The sequence below is a fragment of the Nocardiopsis sp. CA-288880 genome, assembly GCF_050955985.1.
In the GTDB taxonomy this organism is placed as follows: domain Bacteria; phylum Actinomycetota; class Actinomycetes; order Streptosporangiales; family Streptosporangiaceae; genus Nocardiopsis; species Nocardiopsis tropica.
Window position 1 is genome coordinate 1,188,469 of sequence record NZ_CP192105.1, and the last position, 21,027, is coordinate 1,209,495.

At 73.0% G+C, this 21,027-nt stretch carries 14 protein-coding genes; 11 read left to right on the forward strand and 3 right to left on the reverse strand.

Annotated elements, in window-relative coordinates; all coding sequences use genetic code 11:
• The first annotated feature begins 105 nt into the window (after positions 1-105).
• The 8 genes from ACQPYD_RS05290 (at position 106) to thiC (ending at position 14,114) form a co-directional block, all read left to right on the forward strand.
• On the forward strand, positions 106-2,016 hold the full coding sequence (locus ACQPYD_RS05290; protein ID WP_433700012.1) for a GDSL-type esterase/lipase family protein: 1,911 nt from the start codon (positions 106-108) through the stop codon (positions 2,014-2,016).
• A 5-nt stretch (positions 2,017-2,021) separates the two neighbouring features.
• A complete protein-coding gene (locus ACQPYD_RS05295; RefSeq protein ID WP_433701962.1) occupies positions 2,022-4,007 on the forward strand; it encodes a hypothetical protein in 1,986 nt (661 codons plus the stop codon).
• Positions 4,004-4,144 carry a hypothetical protein gene (locus tag ACQPYD_RS05300; protein ID WP_267948341.1) on the forward strand — a complete coding sequence of 47 codons (141 nt, stop codon included), beginning with the start codon at positions 4,004-4,006 and terminating at the stop codon, positions 4,142-4,144. The genes ACQPYD_RS05295 and ACQPYD_RS05300 overlap by 4 nt, the downstream gene beginning before the upstream one ends.
• A gap of 224 nt (positions 4,145-4,368) precedes the next feature.
• A complete protein-coding gene (locus ACQPYD_RS05305; protein WP_433700014.1) occupies positions 4,369-5,775 on the forward strand; it encodes a glycosyltransferase family 4 protein in 1,407 nt (468 codons plus the stop codon).
• Positions 5,772-10,202: an alpha-(1->3)-arabinofuranosyltransferase gene (locus ACQPYD_RS05310; RefSeq protein ID WP_433700015.1), complete on the forward strand. Its 4,431-nt coding sequence runs from the start codon at positions 5,772-5,774 to the stop codon at positions 10,200-10,202. The genes ACQPYD_RS05305 and ACQPYD_RS05310 overlap by 4 nt, the downstream gene beginning before the upstream one ends.
• A complete protein-coding gene (locus tag ACQPYD_RS05315; RefSeq protein WP_433700016.1) occupies positions 10,199-11,269 on the forward strand; it encodes a DUF3068 domain-containing protein in 1,071 nt (356 codons plus the stop codon). Before ACQPYD_RS05310 ends, ACQPYD_RS05315 begins: the two co-directional genes overlap by 4 nt.
• An 87-nt stretch (positions 11,270-11,356) precedes the next feature.
• A complete protein-coding gene (locus ACQPYD_RS05320) occupies positions 11,357-12,208 on the forward strand; it encodes an SOS response-associated peptidase (RefSeq protein WP_433700017.1) in 852 nt (283 codons plus the stop codon).
• Between the two features lie 217 nt (positions 12,209-12,425).
• Entirely contained in the window at positions 12,426-14,114 is a 1,689-nt protein-coding gene (thiC, locus tag ACQPYD_RS05325; RefSeq protein WP_433700018.1) for a phosphomethylpyrimidine synthase ThiC, read from the forward strand.
• A gap of 27 nt (positions 14,115-14,141) precedes the next feature.
• Here thiC and ACQPYD_RS05330 read toward each other — a convergent pair whose 3' ends face one another.
• Both ACQPYD_RS05330 and ACQPYD_RS05335 read right to left on the reverse strand, forming a co-directional pair.
• Entirely contained in the window at positions 14,142-16,955 is a 2,814-nt protein-coding gene (locus tag ACQPYD_RS05330) for a KGGVGR-motif variant AAA ATPase (RefSeq protein WP_433700019.1), read from the reverse strand.
• A gap of 50 nt (positions 16,956-17,005) precedes the next feature.
• The gene (locus tag ACQPYD_RS05335) at positions 17,006-17,407 is read right to left on the reverse strand and encodes a hypothetical protein (protein ID WP_433700020.1); all 402 of its coding nucleotides are present in this window, start codon (positions 17,405-17,407) and stop codon (positions 17,006-17,008) included.
• Between the two features lie 119 nt (positions 17,408-17,526).
• On the opposite strand from ACQPYD_RS05335, the gene ACQPYD_RS05340 reads away from it, so the two are divergent.
• Complete coding sequence (locus ACQPYD_RS05340; RefSeq protein ID WP_433700021.1) at positions 17,527-18,066, forward strand: hypothetical protein; 540 nt, start codon at positions 17,527-17,529, stop codon at positions 18,064-18,066.
• Positions 18,067-18,245: 179 nt separating this feature from the next.
• On the opposite strand, the gene ACQPYD_RS05345 is transcribed toward ACQPYD_RS05340, so the two are convergent.
• Complete coding sequence (locus ACQPYD_RS05345) at positions 18,246-19,061, reverse strand: class I SAM-dependent methyltransferase (protein ID WP_433700022.1); 816 nt, start codon at positions 19,059-19,061, stop codon at positions 18,246-18,248.
• Between the two features lie 356 nt (positions 19,062-19,417).
• On the opposite strand from ACQPYD_RS05345, the gene ACQPYD_RS05350 reads away from it, so the two are divergent.
• Together ACQPYD_RS05350 and rsrA are read left to right on the forward strand one after the other, a co-directional pair.
• The gene (locus ACQPYD_RS05350; protein WP_330157464.1) at positions 19,418-20,080 is read left to right on the forward strand and encodes a sigma-70 family RNA polymerase sigma factor; all 663 of its coding nucleotides are present in this window, start codon (positions 19,418-19,420) and stop codon (positions 20,078-20,080) included.
• Positions 20,077-20,385, forward strand: coding sequence for a mycothiol system anti-sigma-R factor (gene rsrA / locus ACQPYD_RS05355; RefSeq protein ID WP_267948349.1), 309 nt, complete (start codon positions 20,077-20,079; stop codon positions 20,383-20,385). Before ACQPYD_RS05350 ends, rsrA begins: the two co-directional genes overlap by 4 nt.
• Positions 20,386-21,027 lie beyond the last annotated feature (642 nt).

Genomic DNA, 21,027 nt, shown 5'->3' on the forward strand with positions numbered 1-21,027 from the left:
CGAGCCCCATGTCCTCGTCTGAACAGCCAGGGACGGTGTGGCTCCGGGCGTGGGCATAGAACCTGTTCCGGGGCTGCCGAAGGGCGTGACGGCGAGGAATGGGGCATGGTGCAGGACCCAGGCGAGCCCGGCGGGGACACCTCCGAGCCCCGCGGCGGGGCGGTCGACCCCCCGCGCGCGGGGGCGGAGGACGGCGCGAACGGCGTCCCGGAACCGGAGGCGGAGGAGCGCTCCTCCGCGGCGGGCGGGGCGGGCCCCTCGCCGTGGTCGCGGGCGGCGGGGCTGCTCCCGCCCTCCTGGCGCGGGCACGCGCGGGACTTCTCGTGGCGTGACCTGCCCTGGCCGCGCCCGGCCCCCTGGCGGTACCGCTCCTCGCGCTTCGAGCCCGGCCCGCTCGGGCTCCTGGGGGTGATGCTCGCGGCGATGGCCGTCACCCTCCTGCTCATCCAGACCGGTTCGGGCGGGGCGCGGGGCGAGGGGGACGAGCTCGCGGAGGAGCCCGTCACGGTTCCGGGGCCGCCCGCGGGCGAGCTGCGCCTCATGCTGGTCGGCGACTCCCTGACCCAGGGGAGCAGCGGCGACTACACCTGGCGCTTCCACCTGTGGTCCCACCTGCGGGAGGCCGGCGTCGAGACCGACTTCGTCGGACCCCGCGACGACCTGTACGGGCTCGACGAGGGGGAGCCCGGGAACCGTGACTACGCGGACCCCGGCTTCGACACCGACCACGCGGCGCGCTGGGGCACGTCCACGAGGGAACTCGCCACCGGTGTGGCGGAGGTGGCGGCCGAGCACGCCCCCCAGTACCTGCTGCTCCTCGCCGGGACCGAGGACATCCTCGCCGGGCACGGGGCGGACCACGCGTTGGAGGGCATCGGCGAGACGGTGTCCACGGTCCGTGTCGTGCAGGGCGAGACGCGCTTCGTCATCGGTGAGCTGCCCGCGGTGGAGGGCACCGGCGACGACGGCCGGTTCAACGAGGAGATCGCCCGGTTCAACATGGGGCTGGTCGACCTGGCCCGGCAGCTCACCTCCGGCGACTCGCCCGTGGTCGTCGCGCGGGTCGCCGACGGGTACGCGCCGGCGCGCGACAACTGGGACGAGGCGCACCCGAACGCGCGCGGCGAGCTGAGGATCGCCGCGGCGTTCGCCGACGCGCTCGCCGAGCCGCTGGGCGTCGGCCGGGCGTTCGAGCGCCCGCTCCCGCGCCTGCCGGTCGGGCCGCCGACCGCTCCCGAGCCCGTAGCGGAGGAGACCGGGGACGGACTCGTGCTGAGCTGGGAGGCCGTGCCCGGGGCGACCGGCTACCGGGTGGTGCAGCGCCGGGTGGAGCCCGACCCCGACGAGGCGTCGGTGCTGCCGGTCGAGGTGGAGGACGACGGCGGCGAGAGGTCCGTGCTGGTGGAGTCGCTGTTCAGCGGTGCGCGGTACGAGTTCGTCGTGCGACCGTTCAAGGGCAGGGACGAGGGTGCGGGGTCCGAGCCCCTGCAGCTGGTGTGGGACGACGACCCGCCCCCCGGACCCGACGGGATCCGGGTCCGGGACGGCGGCGCGACGGTGGTGTGGGACGCGGTGGAGGAGGCCTCCCACTACGAGGTGTGGGTGCGGCCGCTGGACTGCGTGTCCGCCGACGAGCGGCGGTTCCCGGGGGTCCCCGCGGACGTGGACGGGATGCCGGGCAGCCCGGACGGCGGGGGGGCGGCCCCGCCGGACGGGGGCGCGGACCCGTCCCCGCCGGCGCCGGACCCGGTTCCCACCGACCCGCCCCTGCCGGTCCCCGGCCCGACCCCGGCGCCCGAGGCGCCGCTGCCCGCCCCCTCGGAGCCGGAGGAGGGCTGTGAACGGCGCGACGGCCGCGGCCCCGAGGACGGGGAGGGCTGGCGCACGCTCGGCTCGGCGGGGGAGGAGCCGCGCTGGACGGCGACGGTGTCGGGCGCCTACGAGGTCGTGGTCCGCTCCTACCGGGACTACGTGGAGGGCGGTTTCTCCGACAGCGCCCTCCTGGCGGGCGGTTGACGGCCGTGCGGAGCGGTGGCGGTGGCGGCGCCCGGAGGTTCCGGTGGGCGGCGCGCCTGCTGCCGTGGGCGGTGGGCCTGCTCGCCGGCGTCCTGGCGCTCGGGCCGGCGCTCGGCCCCGGGTACGTGCTCCGCTACGACATGGTGTTCGTGCCGGACCTGTCCCCGGGCACGGTGCTGGAGGGGGCGGACGGCTTCCCCCGGGCCGTGCCCAGCGACGTGGTGGTGGCCGCGCTGTCGGGCGTGCTGCCGGGCGACGCGGTGCAGGCTCTGGCGCTGCTGGCGGTGTTCGCCGTGGGAGGGGCGGGGGCGTCCGTCCTGTTCGCCCGCGCGTCGGCGGGAGGCGGGCCGGTGCGGGCCGGGACGCTCGCGGCTTCGGCCGCCGCGGGCCTGGCGTACGTGTGGAACCCGTTCGTCGCCGAACGCCTGCTGTTGGGCCAGTGGGCCGTGCTCCTGGGCTACGCGGGGCTGCCGTGGGTGGTGGGGGCCGTCGTCCGGTCGGCGGGGCTCCGGCCGGGAGCGGGGTTCGCCGGGGTCGTGCGCGCGCTCGTCCCGGCGGCCGTGGGCGGGTTCTCGTCCGTGGTGCTGACCGGGCTCACGGCGGGTCCGGTGGCTCTGCTGGGGGCCCGCCGCGAGCCCGGCGGCGCCCCGCCCGGAGCGGGCGGTCCCGGCGGTCGCCGGTGGGCGCGGACCGGGCTCTTCCTCGCGGCGCTGGTGACGGTCGCGCTGCCGTGGCTGCTGCCGTCGCTGACGAGCGGCGCGGGGACCGACCCGGCAGGGGTGGAGGCGTTCGCGGCCAGGTCCGACACCCCGTTCGGCACGGCGGTGTCCCTGCTGCTCCTGGGCGGGGTGTGGAACTCGGGGGCCGTCCCGGCGGGTTACGGCGAGCCGGTGACGGCCGCCGCGCGGCTGCTCCTGTGCCTGGCGGCGCTCGCGGGCTGGGCGTGGCTGCTGCGGAGGGGGCGGCCCCCCTTCGGGGCGGGGCTCTCCGCGGCCGCCGCCGCGGGACTGGCGATCGCCCTGCTGGGCGCCACCGCACCCGGCCGCGAGCTCCTGGGCTGGCTGGTCGGGCTGTGGCCGGGGTTCGGGGTGCTGCGGGACGGCCAGCTCTACGTCGCCCCCCTGGCCCTGGTGCAGGCGCTCGGGCTGGGAGCGGTGGTGCTGTGGCTGTCGGGCTCCTCCGCGGCGGGGGAGGGGGGCGTGCCGCCGGAGGGCCTCCCCGCGGCGGGCGCCGTCCGTTCCCCGGGGGGAGACGGCCCCCCGCCGGAGGGCGGCTCCCGCCCGGAGCCCGCCGGGCTGTGGCGGATGGCGCTGGCGGTGTTCGCGGGGCTGCTTCCCGTGGTGACCCTCCCCGGCCTCCTGTGGGGCGCGGGCGGCGCGCTCGCTCCCGCCGACTACCCCGCCTCCTGGCTGGAGGCCCAGCGGGCGGTGGCCGGGGACGGGCGCCCCGGGGCGGTGCTGGTGCTCCCGTGGAGCGCCTACCGGGGGATCGACTGGTCCGGTCGGCCGACCGTCGTGCTCGACCCGGCGACCAGGCTCTTCGACCGGCGGACGGTGTGGAACGACGACCTGGTGGTCGGCACGCCGGACGGCGGCGCGGTGGTGGTGACCGGCGAGGACGTCCGGGCCCGGGAGGTCGCCGGGCTGCTGCGGCCGGACCCGGGGACCGGGCTGCCCGAGCGGCTGGACCCCGGGGCCCTGGCCGGGGCCGGGGTGCGGTACGTGGCGGTGTCGGCACCGGTCGATAACCAGTTCTGGTCCGGGGTGGACGGACTGTCCGTGGTGGTGGAGGGGGCTGACATGGTCCTTCTGGAGGTCCAGGATCAGCACATCAAGGCAGACAAAGCCACCATTTCGGGGTTGGAAGTTACCGGCGGGTTAGTTACAGTTGGGGCAATCATCTGGTCTATGGCTAGATCAGGTTCTAGTCTCGTTTTCCAGTGCCTCGGTCCCAGTTCGGGGTCGGGCGCGCGGAAGGAGATCCCCAAGTGATCAAGGTAATCGCCGCCTGCGTCATCGGCGCGGCCCTGGCGGGGGGTGGCACCGTTCTGGCCACCAGCCTCGCCACGGACTCGACCGCGACAGCGGAGCCGGTGAACGAAACCCTCTACAACTACGGCGACCGCTAGGAAGCCCGAGTTCGACGGAGGACAGCGGGCGCCCCGTCCCCAGCGGGGCGCCCCACCCCGAAACCCCGCGGCCCCCGTCCCAGGCCGCCCCCCACAGACGTCCGGTCGACGGGTCTGTTCGGCATGCGCTCCACCCTTCCCCCGCGTGATCGCCGTGCGCGTCCGGGCGAACGCAGAGGGTGCTCGCGGCCGATCCTCCCGGACTCCGCGCGGAAGGAGAGCGTGTGGTCTTCCAGAAGGTCCGCCACGGGGCGGAACCCGCCCTGACCCGGGTCGCCGCGTCCCCGGCCGCCGCCACCGCCCCCGCCCCGGCGGAAGCCGGCACCGAGGCGCCCCCCGACCCCGGACCGCGCCTCGACGGCGTCCGCCTGGTCATGATCAACTGGCGCGACCCCTGGCAGGCCGCCGCCGGGGGAGCCGAGGAGTACGCCTGGCGGATCAGCCGCCACCTGGCCGAACGCGGCGCCATCGTCACCTTCCTCACCAGCCGCGAACCCGAGCAGGCCCGCGTCGAGACCCGGGACGGCATCGTCATCAGGCGCATGGGCGGCAAGTTCACCGTCTACCCGCGCGTCATGGCGTGGCTCGCCCTGTGGCGGCGCGAGTACATGCTCGCCTTCGACTGCATGAACGGCATCCCCTTCCTGTCCCGGCTCGTCCTGCGCCGCGGCACCAGGGTGGTCAGCGTCGTCCACCACGTGCACGACCTCCAGTTCAACGCCTACTTCGCGGCCCCGCTCGCCCGGGTGGGCCGCTTCATCGAGTCGGCCGTCGCCTCCCGCGTGTACCGCGACTGCACGACCGTCACCGTGTCGGAGTCCTCCCGCCGGGCCATGCGCGAGAAGCTCGGCTGGAGGGCGCCCATCGAGATCGTCCACAACGGGGGCACGCCCCCCGCGCGTCCCGTCCGGCCCGCCGCCCTCCGCCACCCCCGGACCGCGCCCTCCGGCCGGCTCCTCCCCGGGCCCCCCGCCGCCGGCCTCGGGAGCCCCGCCGTCGTCAGCCTCGGCCGCCTCGTCGTCCAGAAGCGCGTCTCGCAGGTGGTCGACCTGGCGCGCAGCCTGCGCGGAGCGCACCCCGGCCTGAAGGTGCACATCATCGGACGCGGTCCCGAGGGCGACCACCTCGCCGAACAGGTCGTGCGCGACGGCACCGGCGACCGGGTCCGCCTGCACGGCTTCCTCCCGGAGGAGGACAAGAACGGCGTCCTGGCGGCGTGCGACCTCCACGTGACCGCCTCCGAGTTCGAGGGCTGGGGCCTGACCGTCATCGAGGCCGCACGCCTCGGCGTGCCCACCGTGGCCTACGATGTGGACGGACTTCGCGATTCGGTGCGTGACGGTGAGACCGGGTGGCTGGTCCGCGAGGGCGAGGACCTCGCCGACGCGGTCGCCAGGGCCCTGGAGGAGCTGTCCGACCCCCGACGGGCCGAGGCCGTGCGCCGCGCCTGCCTCGCGTGGGCCGCCCGGTTCACCTGGGAGGCCAGCGGCGCGCGGATGGCCCGGCTGGTCGCCGCCGAACTCGGCCTCCCCGGCGGGACCCCCGACCACCCCGGCGCCGGAGAGGCCCCGGCCACCACGACCACCCCGGGCGCCCCGGCCGGGGCAGCAGGCAGGAAAGAGCGAATGTGACTTCGGCGGAATCCACCGCCAGGCGCGAACCGGAGGATTCCAGCACACCGACCGCCCTCCGCGGAGGACTGGACCAGAGGCTGCTCACACGGCTCAAGGTCCTCACGGTGTGTCTGCTACTGGGCGCTCTGGCAGCGAGCATCGACCCCGGCAGGATCGTCAGCGACACCAAGATCGACCTGACGGCCGACCCCCTGGGGTTCATGGAGCGGGCCCTGCACCTGTGGGACGCCTCCTACTTCGGGCAGATCCAGAACCAGGCCTACGGGTACTTCTTCCCCAACGGCCCCTTCCACCTGCTGTTCGACTCGCTGGGCATGCCCGACTGGCTCGTCCAGAGGCTGTGGATGGCGGTCCTGCTCGTCGCGGCCTTCACCGGCGTGTACAAGGTCGCCGGGGCCCTGGGCATCGGCACCGCCAATACGCGCATCCTGGCCGGGGTCGCCTACGCCCTGGCCCCCCGCGTGCTGACGCTGCTGTCGTACAACTCGGCCGAGCTCCAGCCCATGCTGCTGATGCCGTGGATCCTGCTGCCCCTGGTCCTGGGGGCCCGGCACGGGTACTCCCCGGCTCGCGCCGCACTGCTGTCCGGCCTGGCCTTCCTCCTGTGCGGCGGCACCAACGCCGCCTCCGAGCTGGCCGTCCTGGTCGTCCCCGGCCTCTACCTGCTGACCCGTGCCGGCGGCCCCCGCAAGCGGCGGCTCATGGCGTGGTGGACGGCGGCCCTGGTCCTGGCCTCCTCCTGGTACGTCGCGCCGCTGCTCATCATGTCGCGGTACGTGTACTCGTTCATGCCCTACACCGAGGACGCCGCCGTCACCACCGGCGTCACGTCCCTGGTCAACGCGCTGCGCGGCACCTCCAACTGGATGGGGTTCCTCCCGGACCAGGGCAACACGGCCCTGCCCTCGGGCGCGGAGCTGTCCACCACCCCCTGGCTGATCGCGGCGACCGCGGTGGTCGCCGGACTCGGCCTGGCCGGGCTGGTCAACCGGCGCACCCCCGAGCGCCTGTTCCTCATCACGAGCCTGCTGACCGGCACCGCGGTCATCGTCGCGGGCTTCACCGGCGACCTCACCGGGCCCTTCGCGGAGACGGTGCGCACCCTCCTCGACGGGGCCCTCTCCCCGTTCCGGAACGTGCACAAGTTCGACGCGCTGATCCGCCTGCCGCTGGTCCTGGGCCTGGCCCACCTGCCGGTCGTGGTGGCGCGCGACCGCGCGGACCGCAGCGGGGGCCCCGTCCCCGGGCGCGTCCGCCGGGCGGTCGCGGGCGGGGCCTCCTCCGTCTTCCTCGTCACCCTCGTGCCCATCGGCGCCGTCGGCATCGCCCCCGCCGGAGGCTACGAGCGGATCCCCGAGTACTGGTACGAGGCGGCCGACTGGCTGGAGGAGCGCTCCGACGAGCGCGGCATGACCATGGCCCTGCCGGGCTCCGCGCGCGGCGAGTACGAGTGGGGGCGCCCCCTCGACGAACCCCTGCAACCCCTCCTGGACGGGGCCTGGACCAACCACCAGATCATCCCGTGGGGGTCGGCGGGCGTCTCCCGCATCACCCACGAGATCGACCAGAGGGTCTCCTCGGGCCGCGGCTCCGCCGGGCTCTCCGCCACCCTCGCCCGCATGGGCGTCACCCACCTCCTGGTCCGCAACGACCTCCAGCGCACCGCCAACAACGGCGGCTGGCCCGCACGCGTCCACCAGGCGCTCCGGAACTCGCCCGGCATCACCGAGGCCGCCGAGTTCGGCCCGGTGATCGGCTCCCTCGACCACCAGTCCGCCTCACAGTGGTTCGACCAGCCGTACCCGGCCCTGACCGTCTACGAGGTCGGGGAGGCGGCCCCGACCGTGGGCACCGTCCCCTCCGACGGGACGCTGAGGGTCACCGGCGGGCCCGAGTCCGTGCTCCACCTGGCCGAGCAGGGCCTGCTCACCGACGACCGCCCCGTCCTCCTGGGCGACGACCCCGGCGCCGCAGGGATCGCCGCGGAGGACACGATCGTCACCGACACCGCCCGCCGCCGCGAGGTCGTCTACCCCGACGTGCGCCGCAACGTGTCCGCGACCCTGACCGAGGACGAGGAGCTCGAACGCGACGTGCCCGCGCCCGACGTCCTCGACCCGGCCTGGGAGGACCACGTCGCCCACGCCGAGGACATCGGGATCGAGGCGGTGAGGGCCTCCTCGTCCGAGAGCGGTGCGGGAGCACGCGCCGGCGACCGCGACCCCGGGCGCGCCCCGCACGCCGCGCTCGACGACGACCTCACCACCTCGTGGCGGTCCAGCGCCTTCACCGGGGCCCTGGGCCAGTGGATCGAGATCGAGTTCTCCGAGCCCCAGGACCTCACGGGGCTGAGCATCGCCTTCGAGCAGCTCGCCGACGAGCCGCCGCCCTCCCGCGTCACGCTGGTCACCGACAACGGCGAGGCGGAGGTCCCCGTCGCCGAGACGGCGGAGCCGCAGGAGCTCACGGCCCCGCCGGGGCCCACCGGCACGCTGCGCGTGCGCGTGGACGAGCTCGCCTGGGAGCCCGAGTACCGGTTCGGCACCCGCGTGGGCATCTCCTCCGTCTCGGTCCCGGGCCTCGAACTGGACCGCACCCTGCGCGTGCCCGGCCCCGCGGACACCGGGACGCTGCTGTTCACCGGTTCCACCGGGACGGCGCCCGGCTGCATGGAGGGCTCCCACGTGTGGGTCTGCAACCCGCGCCTCCAGGTGCAGGGGGAGGACGCGCGCGGGCTGGACCGCACCTTCGACCTGTCGGCGGACGCGGCCTCCGCGCCGCACTCCGTGACCGGCGAGGTCGTGCTCACGGATCCCAGGGAGGCGGAGAACGCCGCGAACCGGGCCGGCCCCCACCCGCACGTGACCGCCTCCTCCACCGCGGTGGAGCACCCGGCGGCCATGGGCCGGGGCGTCCTGGACGGTGACGGGAGCACCGTCTGGTACCCGGACCCTGAGGAGAAGAACCCCTGGCTCGACATCGACCTGGGGGCTCCCGCCGAGATCGGGTACCTGGCCGTCGAGTTCCCGCGCGCCGACAGCGTGATGCGGCCGATCCGCGTGACCGTGGAGGGCGGCGGCACCGTCCGCGAGGGCTGGCTCGACGGCAGCGGCCGGGTGGACTTCGCCGAGTTCACCGCGTCCTCGCTGCGGGTGACGTTCGAGCGCCCCGAGGGCCAGGCGCTGGAGATCGGCTCCGTCGAGCTCCCGGGCGTCGAACCGGTCGACCCGCTGCCCGAGGGCGACGCGTCCACCGCCTGCGGCCTGGGCCCCACGCTGCGGGTCAACGGACAGCGCGTGGAGACCCGGATCAGCGGGGGCGCCCTCGCCGACCAGCTCACCGGTCGGCCGGTGCCCTACGAGAGCTGCACGGACCTGGACCTGGTCGAGGGCGAGAACCGGGTCGTGGTCGACCCGGGCAACCGCTACGAGGTGCGCTCGGCGCTCATCGGCTCCGCGGGGCCGGCCGCGGAGCGGGCCGAGGTCACCACGGCCGAGGTGGAGGCCCTGCACGAGTGGGGGCCGGGCGAGCGCCGGTTCGACGTGGACGTCGACGAGGACAGCTTCCTGGTCGTCAACGAGAACTTCAACGAGGGCTGGCGGGCGGTCCTGGAGGGCGGGGACGCGCCGCTGGAGCCGATCCGCCTGGAGGGGTGGAAGCAGGCCTGGGTGCTCCCGGAGGGCAGCGCGGGCACGGTCACCCTGACGTACACGCCCGACACCGCCTACCACCGCGCCCTCGCCGTCGGCGCCGCCCTGGCCGCGGTGCTGGTGGCGGCGGCGCTGTGGCCCCGCCGGCTCCTGCCGGGCGGGAGCACCCTCCGGACCTCGCCCCCGCGCGGCTCCCGGGCCCTGCCCGCGGCCGGCTCCGGGTGGCTGGGCCGCTGGGCGGTCCTGCCGCTCGGCCTGGCCTACGGGGTCTGGGTCGCGGGCTGGGTCGGCGCGGCCCTGGTCGGCCTGATCCTGCTGTGCATGTGGTGGCTGGGCCGCCGCGCGCCCCGGCGGCTCAGGCACGCCAGGCCCGGGCGGCCGTCGATGGGCGGGCGCCTCCTGCCCCACCTGGCCGGGCCGTGGCCCCCGGTGGCGTCGCTGGGCCTGGCCGGGCTGTCCGTGGCCCTGGGCACCCACCTCGCCCTGTACATGCCCTTCCACGACGTCACGGAGGCGTTCGGGGGAGCGCTGCGCGGCTGGGCGGCCCAGCTGCTGTGCCTGCCCGCGCTCGCCAGGCTCGTCCTGGCCCTGGGCCGGCGCGGCGACGGCGACCCGGCCGACGCCCACACGCCGGCGGTCCGCGAGGCCGCAGGGGCGGACCCGGAGGCCGCCCGCGGACCGGGCCCGGGCGGGGCGGACGGACGGAGCGCCCCGGCGGCGGAGCCCCGTGACGACGACCTGAGGGAGCCCGACTCCGAGGAGGCCCGCGCATGAGCGCGATAGGGACGCCGACCGACAGCCAGGTCGGCCCGCCCGGCTCCCCCGGACGCCCCCTGCCGCGGGGCGCCGTCATGGTGGCGCTGGGGGCGTTCCTGCTGACACTGGCCGCCCTGCTGCCGCTGTACGTGCACGAGAGGATCGCCCTGCTGCCGGCGCAGACCCGGTTCGACGTCAGGATGGTCGACGAGGACGCCGGCTACCTCGACACCTCCACCTGGCGGTGGGTGGAGGCCGCGGAGCTCACCCGGGTGACCCGCGTGGACGGCTCGGCCCACGGCGGGGACTGGTCGGCGTGGGAGGTGTCCGTGGACACCTCGGTGCCCGACCGGATGATCGACCACTGGAGTCGGCGGGTGATCGTGGACCGCGGGACCGGCAGGGCGGTCAACTGCTGCGGCGAGCACGTCGACGGCGACCGCGCGGTCCGCCAGGCGGGGCTCGTGTACTCGTGGCCGCCCGGGGCCGAGGAGGGCGACCACCCGTTCTACGACGCCGAGGTGCGCTCGGCGCCGATGCTGGAGTTCCAGGAGTGGGACGAGGTCGCCGGGGTCCCCGTGCGCCGGTACAGCCAGTGGGTCGAGGCCGCCCAGGTGCCGGAGTCGGCGCGCCCGGTGCCCGCCGACCTGTTCCGGTCCGGCGCCCGGGGGACGGTCACCGCCACGCGCTGGCTGGAGGTGAGCCGCACGTTCTGGGTGGAGCCGGTCAGCGGGATCGTGGTCGACGCCCACGAGACGCGTTCGGAGACCCTGCGCCCGCAGGACGCCGGGGGCGAGGTCCCGCTCCTGTACGCGGAACTGGTCATGGCGGACAACCAGGTCTCCGGCTACGCCGAGCAGGCCCGCGTCCGGTCGGTGCTGCTGCGTGCCCTGGACTCCTGGGCGCCCTGGGCGCTGGGACCGCTCGGCGGACTGGCGGTCCTCGTCGGCCTGGTCGGGGCATGGCGGGGGCACCGCGCGGACGGCGTGCGGAGCGGGGAGGCGGACGCCGGCCCCGCCGACCGGGAGGCCCCCGCGAGGCGCGGGCGCCGGCGTGCCCGGGAGCCCCTCGACCCGCAGTGGTGACCGGGCCCCGGCGGACGGGGCCGCGTCCGCCGGGGCGCGCCTGTGTTCCGGCGGTGGGCGAGGAGGCCACGCCGTAGTATCGGACACATGTGCGGTCGCTATGCCCAGTCCCGGAACGTGCACCAGCTGCAGCTCGCCTTCGGGCTGCCCGAGCAGGCCCTCCCCGAGGAGGCGGACCCCCGGTCGTGGCCTCCGCTGGAGGAGCTGGAGCCGGACTACAACATCTCGCCGGGAAGGCCGGTGTACGCCGTGCTCGGTCCGCCGCCCCGGGCCGACGACCAGGGCCCGCCCGGGCCCAGGACCCTGCACACGCTGCGCTGGGGACTCGTCCCCTCCTGGGCCAAGGACCGCAACGTCGGCTACCGGATGATCAACGCTCGGAGCGAGACGGTCGCCGACAAGCCGGCCTTCCGCACCGCCTACCGCCGCCGCCGGTGCCTGCTGCCCGCCGACGCCTACTACGAGTGGCAGCTCGTCGGCAAGGACGGCACCGTGCAGGCCAGCACCTCGCCCGCGACCGACCCCCAGCACAAGAAGCGCAAGGCCAAGGCCGACAAGAAGCCCTACTCGATCCACTACCGGGACGACCGACCCCTGGCGATGGCGGGCATCTTCGAGCGCTGGCGCGACCCCGAGGCTCCCGAGGACGACCCCGCCGCCTGGGTGTGGAGCTGCGCGGTCATCACCACCGAGGCGGCGCCCGGGCTCGACCACATCCACGAGCGCATGCCGGTCGTCGTGCCGCCGGAGGACTGGGCCGCCTGGCTGGACCCCGCCTCGGGCGCCGACGAGCTCGCGCACCTGCTGGGGGAGACCCCTGTCGACCGGTTCGCGGTCGACGAGGTGTCCACCGACGTCAACACCATCAAGAACAACCGTCCCGACCTGCTCGAACCCCTCACCGACACCGGGGGTGGCGAACCGGGGACACTTTTCTGACCCCTGTGGCGGTGGACACAGCGGGGGCGGTCCTGTGTATGGTGTGCGGGGCCGCAGGGCCCCGGCACCGGGATCGAGGTGCCGCGGCGCGCTCGACGTGCCCACACATGTGAATACGCAACGCGGGAGCTCGCGCCATGGCGGGCTGAGAGGGCGACTCGACGGTGTCGCCGACCGCAGAACCTGTTCGGGTAATTCCGACGTAGGGAGGCATGCCATGACGGCTACCGACGGTCGTGACGTCAGTTCCACCAGAGGTTCCGACACCGCTGTTCACCGGGTGACCACCGGTCCCATCATGGGATCATCCAAGGTCTATCGCGAGGTCGTGACCCCGGAGGGGCACACGCTCCGCGTGCCCCGGCGCAGGGTGGGACTCAGCAACGGCAGCCACTTCGATCTGTACGACACCTCCGGCCCCTACACCGACGACGCCGTGTCCGTCGACGTCCACCGGGGCCTTCCCCCGACCCGCCTGGCCTGGGCCGGGGACCAGCGGACGGCCGGCGGCGCGTCCACCCAGCTCGCCCGCGCGAAGGCCGGGACCCTCACCCCCGAGATGCGCTTCGTGGCCGAACGCGAGGGCGTGGACCCCGAGTTCGTCCGCTCCGAGGTGGCACTGGGCCGCGCGGTCATCCCCGCCAACCGGTGCCACCCCGAGTCCGAGCCGATGATCATCGGCAAGAACTTCCTGGTCAAGATCAACGCCAACATCGGCAACTCCGCCGTCACCTCCTCCGTGCCCGAGGAGGTCGAGAAGATGGTGTGGGCCACCCGCTGGGGCGCCGACACCGTCATGGACCTGTCCACGGGCAGGCGCATCCACGAGACACGCGAGCGCATCCTGCGCAACTCGCCCGTCCCGATCGGCACCGTGCCCATCTACCAGGCACTGGAGAAGGTCGACGGGGACCCGGCCCGGCTCAGCTGGGAGGTCTACCGGGACACCGTGGTCGAGCAGTGCGAGCAGGGCGTGGACTACATGACGGTGCACGCGGGGGTGCTGCTGCGGTACGTGCCGCTCACCGCCCGCCGGGTCACCGGCATCGTCTCCCGGGGCGGCTCCATCATGGCCGCCTGGTGCCTGGCCCACCACAGGGAGAGCTTCCTGTACACCCACTTCGAGGAGCTGTGCGAGATCCTCCGGGAGTACGACGTCACCTTCTCCCTCGGCGACGGGCTGCGCCCCGGGTCGATCGCCGACGCCAACGACGAGGCCCAGTTCGCCGAGCTCCGCACCCTGGGGGAGCTCACCCACGTCGCCCGCGCGCACGACGTCCAGGTGATGATCGAGGGCCCCGGGCACGTCCCCATGCACAAGATCGCGGAGAACGTGCGCCTGGAGGAGGAGCTGTGCGGCGAGGCGCCGTTCTACACGCTCGGCCCCCTGGCCACCGACGTGGCCCCCGGCTACGACCACATCACCTCGGCGATCGGCGCCGCGCAGATCGGCTGGCTCGGCACGGCGATGCTCTGCTACGTCACGCCCAAGGAGCACCTCGGGCTGCCCGACCGCGACGACGTCAAGACGGGCGTCATCACCTACAAGCTCGCCGCGCACGCCGCCGACCTGGCCAAGGGGCACCCCGGGGCCCAGGAGTGGGACGACGAGCTGTCCAGGGCGCGGTTCGAGTTCCGCTGGCAGGACCAGTTCCACCTGTCCCTCGACCCCGAGACCGCCCGGTCCTTCCACGACGAGACCCTCCCGGCCGAACCGGCCAAGACGGCGCACTTCTGCTCCATGTGCGGGCCCAAGTTCTGCTCCATGAAGATCACCCAGGACGTGCGCCGCTACGCGGAGGAGCACGGTCTGGACACCGTCGAGGCCATCGAGCGGGGCATGGCCGACAAGTCGGCGGAGTTCTCCGAACAGGGCAGACGCGTGTACCTCCCCCTCGCCGAGTAGGGCGTGCGCCGCGGGCGCCCCGGAGGGTCAGGCGTCCGCGGGCCCGGCCCGTTCCCCGGGAGACCGGGGGGCGGGCCGCTCGCGGCGGTCGGGGCGAGGAACCGCTCCGAGGCTCCCCCGTGCTCCGGGTCCCCAGGGATTGAGCACTCGTGCCTTGGGGCTGCTGTTGAATCCCAGTCCGTGACGGTAGATCTCCGGCACCCTGTACCGCCCGCTGCTGTCGTCGAAGTAGAACACTCCCGCGGTGAGGAGGGCGTCCGCCTCGTCCGTGGTCAGACCGACGTCGTCGAGGGTGAAGGGCACTGTGACCGTGGCTCCACGGCTCTGGAGCCGGGCGAGGAGCTTGCCGATGTCCTGGTTCTCCGTCTTGATCGCGTCGATCTTGATCTGACTGCAGCGTGCCAGGGCGGTGCGCATGGCCGAGGGAGCCAGCACCCGGTCCGTCCAGCGGCTGTTGCCCGACCCCTGGGACAGTTTGGCCGACTCGGCGAGGAACGCCGTGACGTCACGCGCCTGGACCTGCTTGTTGTAGTCGGCCAGAGCGGCGGGAACCCAGAGGTGGGAACGTGCCTCCCGGGACTTCTCGGAACCCATCTTCCATCCCCAGAGGGGCACCAGGATCTTGGGCAGGTCGTCCTCCGCGATATCGGAGATGTCCACCCCGGGCTTGTCCAGCGCCCCGGCCTGGGAGGCGATCCACACGGTCAGACGCAGGGCGTCCGTGCTGTCCCAGCGCAGCGCGTACGACTTGTACCGGGCCGCGAGCTGGCTGCTGTTCTGCTGTACCGCCCAGTTCACCAGGTCCCTGCGGACGAAGGCGATGATGCCGAGCGGCCGCCCGCGCAGAGCACGAAGCCAGTTGAGGGTGTCGATCAACAGCGTTCGCAGTGCGGTGCGTTTGACCTCGGAGTCCAGTTTCTGGAGAAGGTCCTCCAAGCCGTCGATCACGAAGACGGCGCGCACCCGCCCTCCGAGCGCGACCAGCGCGTCCTCGGGAGAACGCTCGGACACGTCCGCCCCGGCAGCCATGGCGAGGCAGCGCAACCACATCGACCGCCACTGGAGTGTGTCCTCAGCGGGGAGGGCGGAGAGGGCCCGGCTGAGAGTGTCGCGAATGTCGATGGTCGTCGCCGCCGTGCCGCCGTGCTGCTCGGCGAAGGTGTCCCGCAGGGTCTGCGTCGTCAGGCTCGCCTGGTTCTGCTGGAGGGAGTCCGGCTCCAGGACGGGCACGATCGAGGCGTCCAAGGTGACATCGGCAACGTCCGACTGCTCTGCGAAGCGGCGCCATTCCCGCGCCGCGCACGCCTTCGCGTACGTGAAGGTCTTCCCCGCTCCCTTGGCTCCGAGCACCAGGGCGATCGGGGGTTCGGTCCGGTGGTCGCCGACCAGGCGTCGCAGGGGCTCGGTGGCGAGGAACCCGGTCGCCGACGTGAGGCCCTGGTTCTCGGCGTAGACGAGGTCCTCGGCCGAGCTCGCCAGGTGCCGGCGCCGGTCTCGGACGTCGATCCGTTGTTCTTCCGGTGACGGGGCGTCCTGTACCGGTGGTTCCGGCACCAGCGCGGACAGCGTCTCCCTCAACTCTGAGCGTTCGATGGCTGTCACCACCCCGTCCCACTGGGGCGGGAGCGCCAACAGGTTCTCGTTGAAGGGGCTCAGCAGCGGCGGCGTGAACAAGTCGGTGTCGAGAAGCGCGGGCTTGTCCTCGACGCTCTCTTCCGGCACGATGCCCACCGAATCGGCCAGCGCGTCCGAGAGGTTCTGCTGCGCGGCCTCGACCTGTTCCCTGTGCGCGTCGTGGCGGAACTGGGTGATCACGACGGAGCTGACAGGGTCGGTGCCGTGGACCGACGGCGCCCGGCGGCCGAGTTGCCTGATGAGTCGTGCCGTCCCGGAGAGGGACTGGCCACTCAGGGTCGTGACGAAGACGCGCTGGATCCTGGGGTCGAGCAGGAGCGGCGCGGACAGTTCGGAGGAACCGGCACGAAGGTCCACGATGACGACGTCCGCCCGGACCGACTCCGCGAGTTCCGCCAGGGCCTCGGAGACGAAGTAGCGCGAGCGGTCGGGTGTCAGCAGATCGCCGGGGTCGATCCTCGGCGGGGTGAGGAGACCTCGTCGGCTGGCGGGCAGCACGAGCACAGCTCCTCCGCCGGGATGCCTGCCGATCTGCTGGTTGGGCAGATACGACGCGGCCAGGGCGACGGCGCGCGTTCTGTCCTCGCCGACCGAACCGTGCAGGCTTGCCAGGAAGTCCTCGTAGGCGAAGTCCATCTGCCCGCCCTGCTCCTGGTACATCCACGTGATGCCGGGAGCTTCCAGGTCGGCGTCCACGAGAAGGACACGGCTGCCGCGTCGGGCGAGGTGATCGGCGAGGGCGACGGCGTGGAGGGTCCTCCCCACTCCGCCTTTGAAGGAGTGGAACGCGAGAACCTGGACTCCGGAGACGAACTGGTCGGATCCGGGGCGGGGAAGCGGGTCGGCCAGTTCGCGAACGATGCGGCGTTCACGGAGTCGGGGCAGACGGCGAAGGTCCGAACCGCCGCGTCCGGCTCCGATCTCGATGGGAAGAGTCGGCGCCGGGTCTTGGGACGGCCCGTCGAAGAGCAGAGCCGGCGCCCCGCCCACGCGGGAGACCGACCCGGGGCCGAAGCACTTCTCGTCCTCCAGCCAGGCGAGGACAGTACCCGGCTCGGTTCCGTCCACGACCTCCATCTGGAGCCCGTCCCACCAGGCGTCGACTTCGAGAAGCCACGTCGGCCAGCCGTCTCCCAGAGCGAGCTCGCTCAGCCGCTCTTCGACGTCCACCCATGTGTACAGGCGGACGGGTGCTGATGAGACCAAGTCCTCCACTGTTCCTCCTCGTTCCCTGTCGTCGGTTCACAGGACTCGGTTCACGCCTGCTGACACCAACGGATCAGCGCTCGGAGTGCGACCAGGGCCTTCTTCTCATCCGACGAATCCAGTCTCGCACCGTAGCGCCAGGCTTCGTGGAGGTCCCTGATCGGGACACGCTGGTTCACGTCGTGTCTGGCACGGCAGTCGGTGAGCCCGCTCATCACGGAGCCGGGCAGGTTGAGTTCCCTCGCCAGGCTCCGCAGATCGTGGGACCTGTCCAGACTGACGGTGTCTCGACTCCCGGACCGGCGGATCAGCTCCGCCTTGAGTCCGCACTCCGCGGCGTAGAACAGGAGAAGGCAGGCGACGTCCCTCTGCTCGTCCGCGATCTGCTCACCCCACTTCGCCAGACGGTCGCGGTTCGCGAGGAGAGCGGCGCGCCCAACATTGACACCCATGCGGAAGATTGTTCCAGGATCTCGTGCCCGGCGGAGCAGAGCCAGGCCACGTGGGCGGGCCGCGGGATGTGGAAGGCTGGCGTGTCCCCCGGCCACCCCCGCACCGCCTGTGAGGTCCCATGGACGTTCTCGTCCGCGACGCCGCCATGACCACCGCCGTCTTCGGCTTCTTCGCCTCGGCCTGGTTCGGGTGGGCGCAGGAGCGGCCCCCGGCCGGGACGGCCACGTGGTGGCTGGGCGGGGGCTCGGTCCTGGGACTACTCCTCGCGGCGTTCGGAGGGGCCGTCTCCTGGATCCACTGGGACACCGCCTCGGTCCTGTCCGGCGGGGACGGGATGGACCTGTACCTGACCGTTCTCGGCGTCGAGTTCGGCGTCGCCCTGGCCGGTGTGGTCGTGCTGCTGGTCCTGGGGCGGCGCGCGTACTTCGCCCCCTGGGTGTGCCTGGTCGTGGGCGTGCACTTCTTCCCGCTCGCGCCGGTCCTGGCCGACCCCGGCCTGTACCTGCTCGCAGCGCTGCTGACCGTGTGGCCGTTCCTCGCGGTGCGCCTGGCGAACCGCCGGGAGCTTGCTCCCAGCTTCACCACGGGTGCGGGCGCCGGCCCGGTCCTGCTGGTCTTCTCCCTCGCGAACGCCGTACTCCTGCTCGCCGCCCTGTAGCGGAGGTCCCCGTCCCCGCGGACCCGGCCCCGGAGCCCCGGCCGGCCCGCGACGGGCGCCGGGGATCCCATTGGCACCGCCGGTTCCGCGAGAAGCTCCGCCGGCTCCCGCGCCCTGCCCACCGCCGTCCTCCGTCGGCGTCCGTCCCCGGGGGTGCGGACGCCGACGGAGGACGCCGCTCAGCCGGGCTTGCGGGCGCTGGCGACCAGGTGCACGCCGACGTAGTCGTCGGACTCGGTCGCCCGCAGCTCCATCTCCACCAGGCGTCCCATCGACCTCGGGTCGCGGGCCAGCATCATCTCCACCGTGGAGGCGGACAGCACCGTGCGGGGCTTGATCCACTCCAGTTCCAGACCCGCGTCCGAGAGCGTCTCGGTGAGCTGCTCGGCGGTGAAGCACCGGGTGATGGAACCGTCGGGCCAGGGGACCAGGAGCACGTCCGCGCTCGGCGCGTGGCTCAGCTCCGGCCAGCAGTCCTGCTCGGCGAGCAGCGCCATGCCCAGCACCACGGAGTCCACGCACAGCAGGGCGCGTCCCCCCGGGCGCAGCACCCTGGCGACCTCCGCGACGGAGGACTCGGTGGCGAGGTGGCGCGACAGGACCCGGTTGTCGGCGATCACCCCGTCGAAGGCCTCGGAGGCGAAGTTGCGCAGGAAGGCGGAGTCCCCGACGACGTGGCGCAGGCGTCCGCGCCGCGCCGGGCGCGGCACCATCGCGCGCCCGTTGACGAGGGTGAGCGGGCGGCGCACCGCCATGTCGGCGGAGGGGAGCAGGGTCACGACGTCGTGGCCGGCGGCCACCGCGCGCGGGGTGCCCTGGTAGTCGGGGCTGGACACGTCGAGGAGCCGGGAGGGTGCCTCGGGGAGCCAGCGGGCGATCTGCGCCTCCGCGACCGCCCAGTAGAACCGCCAGTAGTCCGAGAGGCGGTCGGGGGTGGCGAACTGCGCCGCGGGTGAGCGGGGGCGTTCTGAGGCAGGGGTTGAGGACGGTTGCACGTGCGCTCCTCTCCCATCCTTCAAGTGGTCCTACCCGCACTCTGCCATGCCTCACCTCCGATGACCGAGGCAAACGACAATTTCGGGCGGGTAAGGGACCTTCGTCCCCCCGGTGGCACGGAATCAGCCCGGCGCGAACGTTGTTGTCCTCCACACCGCCGCCGGAAGCGGACGTCCGGGGCGGACGAAAGTCCTATGAGGAGGGTCGTCAGAGCATGCCGACTGCCGGTTCATGTCTCGAGCGCGGGGAGACGGCGTCGCCGCCACGCGGTGGCGGTGCGCGGGTCAGGGCCACGGGACCGTATCGTTGGGGTATGGATGCCCCAGCTGGGACCAGTGCGAGGAGGCCGACGGGCTTGGAACAGGGCCAGGAGACAGCCGAGGAGAGGGACGAGCGGTTCGAGAGGGACGTGCTTCCCTTCCTCGACCAGCTCTACTCCGCGGCGTTGCGGATGACACGCAACCCCGCTGACGCGGAGGACCTCGTCCAGGAGACCTTCGCCAAGGCGTTCGGTTCGTTCCACCAGTTCAAACAGGGGACGAACCTCAAGGCGTGGCTGTACCGCATCCTCACCAACACCTTCATCAACTCCTACCGCAAGAAGCAGCGGGAGCCGAAGCAGGCGGGGACCGAGGACGTCGAGGACTGGCAGCTGGCCCAGGCCGCGTCGCACACCGCGGCCGGTCTGAAGTCGGCCGAGGCCGAGGCGCTCGAACACCTCCCCGACAGCGACGTCAAGCGGGCGCTCCAGGAGCTGCCCGAGGACTTCCGGATCGCCGTGTACCTCGCCGACGTCGAGGGCTTCGCGTACAAGGAGGTCGCCGAGATCATGGGGACGCCGATCGGGACGGTCATGTCCCGTCTGCACAGAGGCCGTCGCCAGCTCCGGTCGCACCTCGAGGAGTACGCGGCGGAGCGCGGCTTCCTGCCGGCGAGGGCGGCCGCGGCCGCCGGCGTCGCCTCGGGAACGTCCGCTGGTGCGGGTCAGGACGGGTCGGATCGAGGAGATCTGCGATGAGCGGCGGTCACGGCGAACACAGCGACACCCCGTGCAGCGAGGTGCTCGACAAGCTCTACACCTATATCGACGGTGAGCTCGAGGAGCGCAACTGCGAGCAGATCAGGGAGCACCTGGACGGGTGCAGCCCCTGCCTGGAGGAGTACGGGCTCGACGAGGCGGTGAAGAAGCTCGTGGCCAAGCACTGCGGTTGCGACCCCGTCCCGATGGACCTGCGCGACAAGGTGCTGGGGCGTCTGGCCCTGGCGCGCACGGAGCAGCTGGCCAAGGAGGCCGGCGCGGAGGCGCCGGGGGCGCCCGCCTGAGGGCCGCGCCTTCGCCCCCCGACACCCGAGACGGCGGTACCTGGAATTCCAGGTACCGCCATTGTCTATTTTGTGCCCCATTTCTGAATTGACTGACTCTGGCTCCTTGTGTGGCAATTTAGGGCTTTTGTGTGAAAGTCTTCCCGGTTTCCCCGTGGCTGTCGGAGTTTTGGTCACGTGCGGACGCGGCAACCTTCTTGCAGGGTTCTTCGACACGCCCGGAACACCGGCTCCGTCCCAGGCCGTAACCGACTCGGAATGTTTTTTCCCCCGAGTCCCCCAGACTGTTGCGAATGGTTACTTTCCGTAGTCGTGCGAGGTGGTCTCGGTCGGGCGGGTCGGGGGCAATCGTCTTGACGGTGGGTAGTCCGACCTGCTTGTCCGATGGCTCGTGGTTACTCAGGGTAATAGAATAAAATTACTAATTGAATTCGTAATTCCGCATTCCGGAACTTGCTGCCGTCGCGGGGTTGCGGATCGACGGTGGTTCGGGTCGGAGGTAAACAGGAGCCTGCTGTTGCCCGTTAAACTGGACGCCATATCCAACGAATGGGGTAATTTACGCGGCGTGCCCGGGGGAATGGAGGTGCGCCTGCGTCGGGGAGAGGGGAACAACGATGTTCATCAGCATGCTCCACAGCG